9 protein-coding genes are annotated in these 14220 nt (G+C 70.1%); 7 read left to right on the top strand and 2 right to left on the bottom strand.

All coding sequences use genetic code 11. The annotated features are described in order from the left end of the window. Positions 1-15 precede the first annotated feature (15 nt). The gene (gene grpE / locus AB0E78_RS06965) at positions 16-753 is read right to left on the bottom strand and encodes a nucleotide exchange factor GrpE (protein WP_361829117.1); all 738 of its coding nucleotides are present in this window, start codon (positions 751-753) and stop codon (positions 16-18) included. Next, positions 750-2627, bottom strand: coding sequence for a molecular chaperone DnaK (gene dnaK, locus AB0E78_RS06960; RefSeq protein WP_361829115.1), 1878 nt, complete (start codon positions 2625-2627; stop codon positions 750-752). The genes grpE and dnaK overlap by 4 nt, the downstream gene beginning before the upstream one ends. A 274-nt stretch (positions 2628-2901) precedes the next feature. Here dnaK and AB0E78_RS06955 point away from each other — a divergent pair, with 274 nt between their 5' ends. The 7 genes from AB0E78_RS06955 to AB0E78_RS06925 all read left to right on the top strand — a co-directional run bounded on the left by AB0E78_RS06955 (position 2902) and on the right by AB0E78_RS06925 (position 14172). Further along, entirely contained in the window at positions 2902-5169 is a 2268-nt protein-coding gene (locus tag AB0E78_RS06955; RefSeq protein WP_361829114.1) for a (Fe-S)-binding protein, read from the top strand. 220 nt (positions 5170-5389) lie between these two features. Beyond that, on the top strand, positions 5390-6727 hold the full coding sequence (locus tag AB0E78_RS06950) for a VCBS repeat-containing protein (RefSeq protein WP_361829112.1): 1338 nt from the start codon (positions 5390-5392) through the stop codon (positions 6725-6727). Between the two features lie 108 nt (positions 6728-6835). Then, the gene (locus AB0E78_RS06945; protein ID WP_361829110.1) at positions 6836-8209 is read left to right on the top strand and encodes an FG-GAP repeat protein; all 1374 of its coding nucleotides are present in this window, start codon (positions 6836-6838) and stop codon (positions 8207-8209) included. 65 nt (positions 8210-8274) lie between these two features. Next, positions 8275-9747: an FG-GAP repeat protein gene (locus AB0E78_RS06940; protein ID WP_361829108.1), complete on the top strand. Its 1473-nt coding sequence runs from the start codon at positions 8275-8277 to the stop codon at positions 9745-9747. A 255-nt stretch (positions 9748-10002) separates the two neighbouring features. Continuing rightward, complete coding sequence (locus tag AB0E78_RS06935; protein ID WP_361829537.1) at positions 10003-11487, top strand: FG-GAP repeat protein; 1485 nt, start codon at positions 10003-10005, stop codon at positions 11485-11487. A gap of 88 nt (positions 11488-11575) precedes the next feature. Next, a complete protein-coding gene (locus AB0E78_RS06930) occupies positions 11576-13048 on the top strand; it encodes an FG-GAP repeat protein (protein WP_361829107.1) in 1473 nt (490 codons plus the stop codon). A 146-nt stretch (positions 13049-13194) separates the two neighbouring features. After that, positions 13195-14172 (top strand): Yip1 family protein, encoded by a 978-nt coding sequence (locus AB0E78_RS06925; RefSeq protein ID WP_361829106.1) that lies wholly within the window; start codon positions 13195-13197, stop codon positions 14170-14172. The last annotated feature ends 48 nt before the right edge of the window (positions 14173-14220 follow it).

Raw genomic sequence — 14220 nt, 5'->3', positions numbered from 1 at the left:
AACAGCTCCGTCATGTCAGCCCTCGTCCGGGCCACCGGTCTCCTTGTCCTCCGCCGCGTCGGCGGAGTCCGTGGAAGCAGCGGTCTCGGACTCGCCCTTGACCGTCTGCGCGCCCGGCTGCGGTTCGGCCACGGCCACCCGCGCGGGGCGGATGGTGCGCTCGCCGATGCGATACCCCGGCTGCAGGATCGCGACGCAGGTCGTCTCGGTGACGTCCGGTGCGTACGAGTGCATCAGGGCCTCGTGGATCGTCGGGTCGAAGGGCTCGCCCTCCTTGCCGAACTGCTGCAGGCCCATCTTGGCGACGACCGTCTCCAGGGCCTCCGCGACGGACTTGAAGCCGCCGACCAGCTCGCCGTGTTCACGGGCGCGGCCGACGTCGTCGAGGGTCGGGAGGAGCTCGGACAGGAGGTTCGCCGCGGCGATCTCCTTGACCGTGACCTTGTCCCGCTCCACACGGCGGCGGTAGTTCTGGTACTCCGCCTGCAGTCGCTGGAGGTCCGCCGTGCGCTCGCCGAGCGCCGTGCGCACCTGGTCGAGCTGCGCGATCAGACCGACGTCCTGAGTGGACTGGGCGGACTGAGCGGACTGACCCGACTGGGCGGATGCCTTGCTTGCGTCCCCGGCCGGGGCCGCCGGGCCCTCCTCGATGGAGGGCTCGGCGGCCTGCGGCGCCGCGTCATCAGGGGTGGCGCCGGAGGGGACGTCAGGCTTCTCGGCGTTGTCGCCGAAGCCCGGAGTCTCCTCGGTCATGCGGCGCCGCCCTTCGTGTCACCGGGCTTCTCGTCGTCGACGATCTCGGCGTCGACCACGTCGTCGTCCTTGGACATGTTCGGGCCCTCGTCGCCGCCGGCACCTTCGGCACCGGGGGCAGCGCCCTCGCCGCCGGCGGCCTGAGCGTCCGCGTACATGGCCTGGCCCAGCTTCTGCGAGACGGCCGCGACCTTCTCGGTGGCCGTGCGGATCTCGGCGGTGTCCTCGCCCTTGAGCTTCTCCTTCAGCTCTTCGACGGCGGACTCGACCTCGGTCTTCACGTCACCCGGAACCTTGTCCGCGTTGTCCGTGAGGAACTTCTCCGTCTGGTAGACGAGCTGCTCGCCCTGGTTGCGGGACTCGGCGGCCTCGCGGCGCTTGTGGTCCTCGTCCGCGTACTGCTCGGCCTCCTGGCGCATGCGGTCGACCTCGTCCTTCGGCAGCGAGGAGCCGCCGGTGACGGTCATCTTCTGCTCCTTGCCGGTGCCGAGGTCCTTGGCCGTCACGTGCATGATGCCGTTGGCGTCGATGTCGAAGGCGACCTCGATCTGCGGCACGCCACGCGGGGCCGGCGGCAGACCGGTGAGCTCGAACATCCCGAGCTTCTTGTTGTACGCCGCGATCTCGCGCTCGCCCTGGTAGACCTGGATCTGGACGGACGGCTGGTTGTCCTCGGCCGTCGTGAAGATCTCGGAGCGCTTGGTCGGGATCGTGGTGTTGCGCTCGATGAGCTTGGTCATGATCCCTCCCTTGGTCTCGATGCCGAGGGACAGCGGGGTGACGTCGAGGAGCAGGACGTCCTTGACCTCGCCCTTGAGGACACCGGCCTGGAGCGCGGCGCCGATGGCGACGACCTCGTCCGGGTTCACGCCCTTGTTGGCGTCCTGGCCGCCGGTCAGCTCCTTGACGAGCTCCGCGACGGCGGGCATACGGGTCGAGCCACCGACGAGAACGACGTGGTCGATCTCGGAGAGCTGGATGCCCGCGTCCTTGATGACGTTGTTGAACGGGTTCTTGCACCGCTCAAGGAGGTCGGACGTGAGCTGCTGGAACTGGGCGCGCGTGAGCTTCTCGTCCAGGTGCAGCGGGCCCTCGGCGGACGCCGTGATGTAGGGCAGGTTGATCGAGGTCTCCGTGGAGGAGGACAGCTCGATCTTGGCCTTCTCGGCCGCCTCGCGCAGGCGCTGGAGCGCCATCTTGTCCTTGGAGAGGTCCACCCCGTGGCCGTTGTTGAACTGCTTGACCAGGTAGTCGACGACGCGCTGGTCCCAGTCGTCACCACCGAGGTGGTTGTCGCCGTTCGTGGCCTTCACCTCGACGACGCCGTCGCCGATCTCCAGGAGGGACACGTCGAAGGTGCCGCCACCGAGGTCGAAGACGAGGATCGTCTGGTCGTCCTTGTCGAGGCCGTACGCGAGAGCGGCGGCCGTCGGCTCGTTCACGATGCGCAGGACGTTCAGGCCCGCGATCTCGCCGGCCTCCTTCGTGGCCTGGCGCTCCGAGTCGTTGAAGTACGCCGGGACGGTGATGACCGCGTCGGCCACCTTCTCGCCCAGGTACGACTCCGCGTCGCGCTTCAGCTTCTGCAGGATGAACGCCGAGATCTGCTGGGGGTTGAACCCCTTGTCGTCGATGTCCACCTTCCAGTCAGTGCCCATGTGGCGCTTGACCGAACGGATGGTCCTGTCGACGTTGGTGACCGCCTGGCGCTTCGCAACCTCGCCGACCAGCACCTCGCCGTTCTTCGCGAAGGCGACGACGGACGGCGTGGTCCTGGCGCCCTCGGCGTTGGTGATGACGGTGGGCTCGCCGCCTTCAAGAACGCTGACGACAGAGTTAGTCGTGCCCAGGTCGATGCCGACCGCACGTGCCATTTCGATTCCTCCAGATGGTTCTTGAGTGGATCTGACTCAAGGATGCATGAGCGCTTCGCTTGAGTCAACAGAGCTGAGTCGAGGGCACTCAACTCTTATCCAGGCCTTACGCGCAACCTGGCCTTCGGGGGCGCTGACACGGCAAGGGTTGCCTGAGCGACGCAGATCACCGCCTCGCTGGCTACAGTGCGGCTGAGTAAGTGGGTAGTCTCAGACGGACTGCATAAGTTACCGCTTAGTAATAGTTCGCCTCGCAGGCCCGAGGAGCCCCCTAATGCAACTCGCCGCGATCATCGTGTCGCTGGTCCTAATCGCGGTCGGCGTAGCGCTGTTCGGCCGTGCCATCGTGCAGATCTACCGGTTCGTACGGCTCGGACAGCCCGTACCCGCGGGTCTCAGGACCGACAACCCCTGGCAGCGCGCCCTCACCGTGGTCAAGGAATTCCTCGGCCATACGCGGATGAACAAGTGGGGCATCGTCGGCTTCGCGCACTGGTTCGTGGCGGTGGGCTTCTTCTCGCTGCTGCTGACGATCGTGAACGCCATCGGCCAGCTCTTCCAGGCCGACTGGATGCTCCCGATCATCGGCGAGTGGGCGCCGTACAACATGTTCGTCGAGTTCATCGGCACGATGACGGTCCTCGGCATCCTCACGCTGATCGTCATCCGGCAGCTGAACCGCCCCGGCAAGCCGGGGCGCAAGTCCCGCTTCGCGGGCTCCAAGACCGGCCAGGCGTACTTCGTCGAGACCGTCATCCTCATCGTCGGCGTCTGCATCTTCACGCTGCACGCCCTTGAGGGCGCCCAGCACCACGTGGACGGCTACGAGGCCTCGTTCTTCATCTCGTACCCGTTCGTCTCCTGGTTCGAGGGGATGGACGTCTCCACCCTGCAGAACCTCACGTACTTCTTCGCCGGGCTGAAGATCGCCACCTCGTTCATCTGGATGATCGTGGTCGCCCTGAACACCAACATGGGTGTCGCCTGGCACCGCTTCCTCGCCTTCCCGAACATCTTCTTCAAGCGCGAGGCGAACGGCGCGGTGGCGCTCGGCGAGCTCCAGCCGATGACGTCCGGCGGCAAGCCGATCGACTGGGAGGACCCGGGCGAGGACGACGTCTTCGGCGTCAGCCAGGTCGAGCAGTTCTCCTGGAAGGGCCTCCTCGACTTCAGTACGTGTACGGAGTGCGGCCGCTGCCAGTCGCAGTGCCCCGCCTGGAACACCGGCAAGCCGCTCTCCCCGAAGCTCCTGATCATGTCGCTGCGCGACCACGCGCACGCCAAGGCCCCGTACCTTCTCGCCGGTGGCGGCAAGGACATGGAGGGCAACGAGAAGGCGACCGAGGAGCAGCTCAAGGACGTTCCCGCCGCCGCGATCGCCGAGGCCGAGCGCCCCCTCATCGGCACCGCCGAGGAGAACGGCGTCATCGACCCCGACGTCCTGTGGTCCTGCACCAGCTGTGGCGCCTGCGTCGAGCAGTGCCCGGTGGACATCGAGCACATCGACCACATCGTCGACATGCGCCGCTACCAGGTGATGATCGAGAGCGCGTTCCCGTCCGAGGCCGGGACGATGCTCAAGAACCTGGAGAAGAAGGGCAACCCCTGGGGTCTCGCCAAGAAGCAGCGCCTGGAGTGGCTCAAGGAGCTCGACTTCGAGGTGCCGGTCGTCGGCAAGGACATCGAGGACCTCAGCGAGGTCGAGTACCTGTACTGGGTCGGCTGCGCGGGCTCCCTGGAGGACCGCGCCAAGAAGACCACCAAGGCCTTCGCGGAGCTCCTCAACATGGCGGGCGTCAAGTTCGCGATCATGGGCGGCGACGAGAAGTGCACCGGTGACTCCGCCCGCCGTCTGGGCAACGAGCCGCTGTTCCAGCAGCTCGGCCAGGAGAACGTCGCCATGCTCAATATGGCGTTCGGCGAGGACGACGAGGACGAGTCGACCAAGAAGCCGAAGACCGCGAAGAAGATCGTCGCGACCTGCCCGCACTGCCTCAACACGCTCGGCAACGAGTACCCGCAGCTCGGCGGCGACTACGAGGTCATCCACCACACGCAGCTGCTCCAGCACCTCATCGACGAGGGCAAGCTGATCCCGGTGACGCCCGTCGAGGGCCTCATCACCTACCACGACCCGTGCTACCTGGGCCGGCACAACAAGATCTACACGCCGCCGCGCGAGATCATGTCCGCCGTCCCGGGCCTGCGCCAGCAGGAGATGCACCGCCACAAGGAGCGTGGCTTCTGCTGCGGCGCCGGCGGTGCGCGGATGTGGATGGAGGAGCGGATCGGCAAGCGCATCAACACGGAGCGGGTCGACGAGGCGCTCAGCCTCAACCCCGACATCGTGTCGACGGCCTGCCCGTTCTGCCTGGTGATGCTCACCGACTCCGTCAACGGCAAGAAGAACGACGGTGCGGCGAAGGAAGCCCTCCAGGTCGTGGACGTCGCGCAGCTGCTGCTCGACTCCGTGAAGACCCCGGTGGACCCCGCAGGTGAGTCCGAGACCGCGGACGAGCCGGAGCCCGAGCCGGTGAAGTAAGCACGGCCACGCGGTATTGAGGCCGGTTCCGCCCCTGGGGGCGGGGCCGGCCTCTCGCGTTGTTGTGATGCAAACGGCACCCCGCCGTCCTTATGGCGTGAGCATGAGGGGAGCATCATGTGCTGGTTGTTGTCGGTTGGGGCTGTCGGGGTGGGTGATGGGCATGCGGAGTGCCGGGATACGTGGCGTCGGACGCGGTGGTGTCAGACGCGGTGGTCTCGTGGGTACGGCCGCCGTCGTGAGCTGCGCGCTGCTGCTCGCCGGGTGCGGCGGGAGCGATGACGGCGCGGGCAAGAGCGACGCCCGGCACGACCCCGTCAGCATGGCGGGCAAGGGCGCGGCCCAGCTGCCCGTCCCCCGCGGCAAGGGCAGCAAGGGCAGCCAGGTCGACGACGACTTCAACGGTGACGGCGCCCCCGACCTCGTACTCGACGACCTGGTGCACAGCGGGCACGGCGACGACGCGGGCATCGGCGTCGTCTACGGCTCGGAGAAGGGACTGCGGCCCGGGGCACGGCAGTTGCTCAGCGCGCGGGCCAACGGGGCCCGGACCAAGGGTGAGTTGCCCGCGGCCTTCGAGTCGGAGGCCTCCTGCGACCTCGACGAGGACGGCTTCACCGATCTGCTGGTCTCCACCGATCCGCCGTACGACGGCATCGGCCAGCCGCCCGTGCCGCTGCAGATCCTCTTCGGTTCGCCGAAGGGTCTCACCGGCAAGGCCGTGAAGGTGCAGGTGCCCGCGAAGTCCCGCTTCGGCAACGACTGGTCCGACCAGCCGGTGTGCGGGGACTTCGACGGGGACGGCGCCACCGACCTCGTCCTGCACGCGAGCGGCGCCCGCCTCACCTACCTGCGCGGCCCGTTCAAGCGGACCGGCGCCCCGCGTGCGGCGGGCAAGCCGCTGACCGCGCCGGGCAACGACCTCGTCACCGGCAGGGCCACGGACGTCGACCGCGACGGTTACGACGACCTCCTCGTCCGCAAGGCCGCGAACGCGTCCGGCGCCGCCACCAGCGCCCTCGTCCTGGGCGGCCCGAAGGGTCCCGCCGAGACCGGCGTGCTCTTCCCGGCGGGCACGGAGATCGCGTTCGGCCGCTTCGGCAAGGGCAAGGCGACGGACGCGGCCGTCGCGGGCCCGAAGGGCGTCGCCCTGCGCTACGACGTGCCCGGCACCGCTCGCGCCGCCATGGAGTCCAAGAACGTCGCCGTGGACGCGGGTGACCTCGACGGCGACGGCCTGAGCGAGCTGATCCTGAGCGGCGGGAGCAGCGGGGACGGCGGCGGCACCGGTGAGGTGCGGGTCTTCCGAGGGCGCACGGGCGCGCTCGACAGGAACGCCTCCGCGCTCGTGGTCCCTTCGGCCAAGGGCACCACGCAGGTCCTCGCCGTCGCGGACTTCGACGGGGACAAGCGGGCCGATCTGGTCCTGCGCACGTACCGGGGAGACGGCGAGGACACCATCGGGATCTACCCGGGGGTGAAGACCGACCTGGTCGCGCGCAAGCCGCAACTGGCCTTCTCCAGCGCCGAGTTCGCGGCTCTGGGGGACGGCGCCTGAGAACCCGGCGTTCACCCGGCGGCCACCCTCACACCCCCGTCGCACAACCATTCGTACGCCTCACCTGTCACACCCCCGGAAGCCTTCCCCCACTCCCGGGAGTCCCACGTGCGCCTACGAAACCTTGCCATCGCCGCGAGTGTCGCCGCCCTCGCCGGGGCAGGCCTGACGCTGCCCCTCGCGGGCACGGCGAGCGCCGCGTCGACGCTCAAGGACGACTACAACGGCGACGGCTACCGCGACCTGGCGGTCGGCACGTCCCGGTCCAACTCCGTGACCGTGACGTTCGGTTCGGCGTCCGGTGTCTCCGGGGGACGTTCCGTCACCGTCACGCAGAACACGCCCGGGGTGCCCGGAGTCACCGAGACCGAGGACGAGTTCGGCGAGAACGTCAGCAGCGGTGACACCGACGGGGACGGCTACGCCGACCTGATCGTCGGAGCCCCCGGCGAGCAGGTCGCGGGCAAGCCCTCCGGCTCCGTCACCGTCATCAAGGGCGGCAAGAACGCGTTCACCACCGGCGGCCATGTCCTGAACGCCCCCGATGACACCGCGGGCCGCTACGGCGAGGCCACCGCGTGGACCGACCTCGACGACGACGGCTCGCCCCAGCTCGCCGTGATCAGCGGCGACAACTGGTGGTACTACTCCGGTGCCGAGGGCCGCGCGTACGGCCTGGAGGTCGACTTCATCCCCGAGGGCGCCCACCTCGACGGCATGGTCGCGGGCAACTTCACGTACAAGGACGGCTTCGGCTTCGTCCTGTACGGCGAGCGCGCGGACGGCGGCGCCTGGACCGCGCACATGAACGGCGGCGCCGGCGACTACGGCTACCAGGCCGAGGTCCTCGGCGAGGGCGCCGACCCGACGGCCACGCGCGACGCGGCCACCGCCGGTGACGTCAACGGCGACGGCTACGACGACCTGATCACCGGCAACTCCCGGGACGGCAAGGGAGGTTCGGTCACCGTACTGTTCGGCGGCGACCGGAAGTTCGGCGCCGCGGTGACGTACGACCAGGAGAGCGCGGGCATCCCCGGCGCCGACGAGGCGGACGACGGCTTCGGCGCGTCCGTGGCCGTGGGTGACGTCACCGGCGACGGTCTCGCCGACCTCGCGGTGGGCGCGCCCGGCGAGGAGGTCGGCACGGTGGACGGCTCCGGCAGCGTGACCCTCCTGAAGTCCACCGCGGGCACGTTCACCTCGGGCAAGGCCTGGCACCAGGAGACCGCGGGCGTGCCAGGGGTCTCCGAGGCGGGCGACAGCTTCGGCGCGTCCGTACGCCTCAAGGACATCAACAGGAACGGCAGGGCGGACCTGGCCACCGGCGCGGTCGGCGAGGACATCGGCTCGACGGTGGACGTCGGCGCCGTGTGGGTCCTGCGCGGCACGTCGACGGGCCTGACCTCGTCGTACGCGGCCTCCTTCAACGGCTCGGACTTCGGGCTCGGCGCGGCGAGCTTCGGCACGACACTGCGCTGAGCGCCTTTGCGTTACATCACCCCCACACACCTCATCAGTGAGTTGGAGATATCCCAGTGGCATCAATGCCTCAGCACGTCCGGAAACTCGCGCGGAACAAGGCGCTCGCGGCGACCGCGATCTGCGCCGCGACCGTGCTCGGTGTCGCGGGCCTGACCGCGGGCGGCGCGTCCGCCGCCGACCGTGGTGTCGAGCCCGCCAACCCGACGGCCGACTACAACAACGACGGTTACGCGGACCTCGCGGTCGGCGTGCCCGGCGCGACGGTCGGCGGCAAGGCCAAGGCCGGTTACGTGAACGTCGTCTGGGGCGGCAAGTCGGGCCTCGGCAAGCACGGCTCGACCACGGTCAGCCAGTCCACGGCGGGCGTGCCCGGCACCGCGGAGGCGGGCGACGGGTTCGGCACGGCCGTCGACTCGAACGACATGAACGGCGACGGTTACAGCGACCTGATCGTCGGAGCGCCCGACGAGGACACCGACGCGGGCCTGTCCGCCGGTACGGTCGCCGTCGTGTGGGGCGCGGCGAACGGCTTCAAGGGCGGCTTCACCGCGGCCAACGGGCAGATCAGCGACGGCAGTTACGGTGCGGTGCTGGCGAGCGGCGACTTCGACGACGACGGCGACCAGGACATCGCCCTCAACTCCCACTTCGACGAGTCCAGTTCGATCGTGATGCGGCCGGGTCCCTTCACGGCGGGCTCGCCCTCCGACGTGTCCCGGGTCGAGGGCTGGCACTTCGCGGGGCCCCGCACGATGGCCGCCGGTGACTTCGACGACGACGGCAAGGACGACCTCGCCTTCAGTTACGCCGGTATGGAGGTCAGCGGTACGAGTGTGATGAGCCGTGAAGCGGGGAGCGGCGAGTGGAAGACGACGTGGTCCACGGGCGACAGCACCGACACCGCGCTCGCCGCCGGTGACTTCGACGGTGACAACACGACGGACCTGGCGATCGGCAACGTCCGGCCCAACCCCGAGTCGGAGACCACGTACTGCGAGGAGCGTCTCGGCGGGGCCATCGCGACGGTCTACGGCAAGAAGGGCACCACGCTCGGCGGCCCGTCCTCGTGCACGACGCAGAGCGGTCCGCAGGTCGGCGGTGACCCGGAGGCCGAGGACAACTTCGGTGCGCATCTCGCCTCCCTCGACTCCGACCAGGACGGGCGCGAGGAGTTGATCGCGGGCGCGGACTCGGAGGCGGTCGGGACCGCCAAGAACGCGGGCTCGTACTGGTTCCTCACCTCGACCGGTGCGGGGACGACTCTCGCGGGGCCGGCCTTCAGCCAGAACACCGCGGGTGTGGCGGGCACGGCGGAGGCGGGCGACCGCCTCGGCGCGGCGGTCACCGCCGGTGACTACAACGGCGACGGCCTCCCCGACTTCGCCGTGGGCGCGCCCGGCGAGGACGCGAAGTCGGGCGGCGTCTGGTACGCCGCGACCCCCACGGACGGACCGAGCCCGGCGGTGACGTCGGTGACGCCGGGGAAGCTGGGGCTGGCCGGGGCCAGCGGGTACGGGGCGGTGCTGAGCCGCTAGGACGTGTGGGCGCGGGGCGGGCTGGAGCGATCCAGCCCGTCCGGCGTTTGAGGACGAACTCGGCGAAGCCAGTGATTTCTGGTACGCACACCCCCAACACCCGCCCCCCATACAACCCTTGCTCCGCGCCGCGAGTCTCCCGTTCGCCAACAAGGTGTGATGTCCGGGCCAAAACCCGGTGAACGCGCCCCACCGGCACCCCATCGACTGCGGATGTCCGCCAGGCATCCCCGCATGCAGCAGGAGACCGACGGAATGCCCAAGCACAAGCGCACTTCCCCTCTCGCCCGATCCAGACGCGGCCGCCTCGCGGCGGCAACGGCCACCGCCGCCGCGCTGACGGGCGGACTCCTCACTCTCACGGCCACCACGGCGACCGCCGCGCCCGCCGCGGCCACCCAGCCGGACGACGCCGACTTCAACGGCGACGGCGTGGCCGACCTCGCCACCAGCGCCCCGCACGCCAACGTCGGCGGCAAGGACAAGGCGGGCCAGGTCGTCGTCACGTACGGCGGTGCCGAGCAGCGCCACGTCACCTACAGCCAGAACAGCGCGGGCGTGCCCGGCTCCGCCGAGACGCGTGACTACTTCGGTGGCGACACCGCGTACGGCGACTTCGACGGCGACGGCTACGACGACCTCGCCGTCGGCGCCCCCGGCGAGGACGTCGGCAGCGACACCGACGGCGGCACCGTCCAGGTCCTGTGGGGCTCCCCCGGCGGCCTGTCCGGCGGTTCCACGATCAAGGACCCGCGCCCCACCAAGCACGACAACTTCGGCGGCCCGATCCAGGCGGGTGACTTCGACGGCGACGGCAAGGACGACCTCGCCGTCGGCGCGGCGTCGGGCGCCGCCACCATCGACGTCCTCGACGGCGGGATCTCCCGCTCCGGCGCCACCGGCGGCCGCTACACGGTCCTGCCCCCCATCCACAGCGGCGAAGGCGCGGGCCCCTTCAACCTGCACTCCGGGGACGTCAACGGCGACGGCAAGGACGACCTGATCGTCAACGGCTACTCCACCGGCGACGACTACAACGCCAACCTCTGGCTGCCCGGCAGCGCGAACGGCGTCACCACGAGCGGCGTCCAGCGGCTGCCCGCCGGCATCATCACCGACGTCGGCGACACGGACAGCGACGGCTACGGCGACGTCATCATCGGCCTGGACTGGGACGAGGGCATCGACGGCGCCAACAAGGGCGGCACCGTGTACGTGGTGAAGGGCAACGCGAACGGCCCGTACGGCGACAGCCAGGCCTTCACCCAGGACACGGCGGGCATCCCCGGCGGCAGCGAGAAGGGCGACTTCTTCGGCTCCGAACTCGACCTCGGGGACATCAACGGCGACGGCCACCTCGACCTGGTCGCCAGCTCTCCGGGCGAGGACCTGAACGGCGTCACCGACGCGGGTTCCCTCACCGTCATCTACGGCGCGGCGGACGGCTCGGGCCTCTCCACGGCAGGGTCGGCCCTCTACAGCCAGGACACTCCCGGCGTCCCCAACGCCAACGAGAAGAACGACTTCTTCGGGTCCGACGTCCACGTCGACGACCTGAACGCCGACGGCCGGGGCGATGTCGCGGTCGGGGCGATGGGCGAGAACGGCCTGAACGGCGCGGTGTACATCCTGGACGCCCTGCCCGACGGCTCCCTCGCGGGCACGTCCGGCGTCTACACGTCCACGGTCGGCATCTCGTCCGCGGGCACCCCCCGCCTGGGCGTCGGCTTCGCGGACTAGCCCCGCAGCACCCCCTTCTCCACTGCCGGGTCCACACCTTCCCCCGATGCGGACCCGGCCCCCAGACCATCAATAAGTTGGAGTCCCCGTGACCCTGCGCCCCCGCACCCTCGCCCTTGCCGCCGCCACCGCCCTCGCCGCCACCGGCCTTGCCCTTCCCCTCGCGGGGACCGCCGGGGCCGCGCCCGGGGCCGCCGATGCTCCGCTCGTCAGTGACTTCAACGGGGACGGATACGACGACCTCTTCGTCGGTGTGCCCAGTGGCAGTGTCGGGGGTGAGGCCAAGGCGGGGTACGTGAGCGTCGTGTTCGGGGGGAAGTACGGGCCGGGGCCGCACGATGTGCGACGGATCACTCAGGCCACCGTCGAGGTGCCCGGTACGCCCGAGGCCGGAGACCGGTTCGGGGGAGCCGTCGTCGCCGCGCATGTCGACGGCGATCAGTACGCCGACCTCGTCATCGGCGCTCCCGGCGAGGACATCGACGCCAAGACCGACGCCGGTTCCGTCACCGTCCTCTACGGGACGGGGGACGGCTTCGCCCTGGCCAACACCGCCGCCCGGGGTGCCGCGTCGAAGGACGCGTACGGCAACGCCCTCGTCGCAGCCGACTTCACCGGTGACACGGACGTCGACCTCGCGATCGGCGGCAAGGACAAGGTCGTCGCGAACTTCAACCCGTTCGCCGCCGACACCCAGCCCCTCATGACCGACCGCATGGGCGGTCGCGCCCCCGTCATGGCCACCGGCGACTTCGACACCGACGGGCTGCCCGACCTCGCCCTCGGCTACTACACGCAGAACCAGCCCTACACCCAGTCCCACCTCCGCCTCTACGGCTGGAACAAGGACGAGGGCTCCATGGCCAACTTCTGGAACAACTCCAACGGCGCCGCGAACGCCCTGGCCGGCGGCGACTTCGACGGCGACGGCTACGACGACCTCGCCCTCGGCAACTGCCGCGAGATCGCCGACGAGAACATCACCGACCCCTGCGGCCCGGAGGAGCTCGCCAAGGGCGGCGCCGTCCACATCCGCTTCGGCGGCCCGAACGGCAGCTTCGGCTGGGAGCAGCAGACGTTCAACCAGGACACCCCGGGCATGCCCGGCGTCGCCGAGACCGGTGACGGCTTCGGTGACGCGCTCTCCGTGGCGGACATCGACGCCGACGGCCACGACGACCTGATCGCGGGCGCCCCCGGCGAGGCCATCGGCAGCGCGGCGAAGGCGGGCAGCTTCACGGTCCTGAAGGGCGGCGAGATGGGCCTGCTCGACCCGGCGGGCGCGGCGAACCCGGGCACGGCCGCCTACCAGCAGAACTCCCCCGACATCCTGGGCGTCGCCCAGGCGGGCGACCTCTTCGGGGCGGCCCTCGCCTTCGGTGACCACAACGGCGACGGCGTACCGGACCTGTCCGTCGCCGCGCCCGGCGAGAACTCCGCAGCGGGCGGCGTCTGGGACCTGCCGGGCGCGAAGGCCGGCGGCTCGGTCGTCACCCCGAACTCCCTTGGCCTGCCCGCCTCTTTGAACCCGCTGGCCTACGGAGCCGTGCTCGGAAAGTAACCGGTCCCTCGCGGCACCCGGACCGTGGGAGGGCCCTGGGGAAAACCCCTCAGGGTCCCCCTAAGGGTTGTCACAGGTCAGCGGCAAAGCCGCTCTCCTCCACAGGACGGACGACCCGGGCCCTCCAGACCAGGTACGTTCGATTCGTGGCTGGATTCAGGATCGGACGCGGCCGGGACAACCGCACCCCGCAAGCGCGACCCCAACAACGACCGCGGCAGGAGCCGTACGGGCAGCAGGCCCCCCAGGGCCAGCAGCCTCCGTACGGCTCCCCTCAGCCGTCCCCGCAGCAGTACGGCAGGCAGCAGCCGCCGTACGGCCAGGGCCAGAGAGGCCAGGGCCAGGGCGGATACGGCGGCCAGCAATGGCCGCAGCCGGGCGGCAACCACGGCAACCACGGCGAGCCGGAGTACTTCGGCGGGCCGGGAGGCCAGGGGCACGGCGGCCAGGGCGGACAAGGCGGACAGGGCTTCGATCCGTACGCCGCCAACAACCCGGGGCACACCCAGGCCTTCTCCGTGGGCGAGGACCCGTACAACCAGGGCGACACCTACCGCGCGGGCCAGGCCCCCGCCCCGGTGGGCCCGCGCCTGCACTGGAAGGACCTGCTGCGCGGCATCGTGCTGCGCCCGGGCCCGACCTTCCTCCAGATGCGGGACTACGCGATGTGGGCCCCGGCCCTCATCGTGACGTTCCTCTACGGCCTGCTCGCGATCTTCGGCTTCGACGGCGCCCGCGAGGACGCCATCAGCGCCACGCTCTCCACGGCCGTGCCGTACGTCCTCACCACGGGCGTCGCGATCACGATCAGTGCGTTCATCCTGGGCGTGGTCACGCACACCCTCGCCCGCCAGCTCGGCGGCGACGGCGCCTGGCAGCCGACGGTCGGCCTCTCCATGCTGATCATGTCCATCACGGACGCGCCCCGCGTGATCGTCGCGATGTTCCTCGGCGGCGGCCAGTCCTTCGTGCAGCTGCTCGGCTGGCTGACCTGGATCGCGGCGGGCGCGCTGCTCACCGCGATGGTGAGCAAGTCGCACGACCTGCCGTGGCCGAAGGCGCTCGGCGCGTCGGCGATCCAGCTGCTCGCGCTGCTGTCGATCATCAAGCTCGGCACGTTCTAGACCCCGCGGACAGAGCAGACAGAACAGGACGGCCCCCGGCGGATCACT

Source organism: Streptomyces sp. NPDC032198, assembly GCF_040636975.1.
GTDB lineage: Bacteria > Actinomycetota > Actinomycetes > Streptomycetales > Streptomycetaceae > Streptomyces.
This window is presented reverse-complemented; position numbering and strand designations above follow the sequence as displayed.

Bases quoted from the DNA above. Each gene is read 5' to 3' on its own strand.
- AB0E78_RS06940 (WP_361829108.1), top strand. From the start codon at position 8,275: ATGCCTCAGCACGTCCGGAAACTCGCGCGGAACAAGGCGCTCGCGGCG.
- grpE (WP_361829117.1), bottom strand. From the start codon at position 753: ATGACCGAGGAGACTCCGGGCTTCGGCGACAACGCCGAGAAGCCTGAC.
- AB0E78_RS06955 (WP_361829114.1), top strand. From the start codon at position 2,902: ATGCAACTCGCCGCGATCATCGTGTCGCTGGTCCTAATCGCGGTCGGC.
- AB0E78_RS06935 (WP_361829537.1), top strand. From the start codon at position 10,003: ATGCCCAAGCACAAGCGCACTTCCCCTCTCGCCCGATCCAGACGCGGC.
- dnaK (WP_361829115.1), bottom strand. From the start codon at position 2,627: ATGGCACGTGCGGTCGGCATCGACCTGGGCACGACTAACTCTGTCGTC.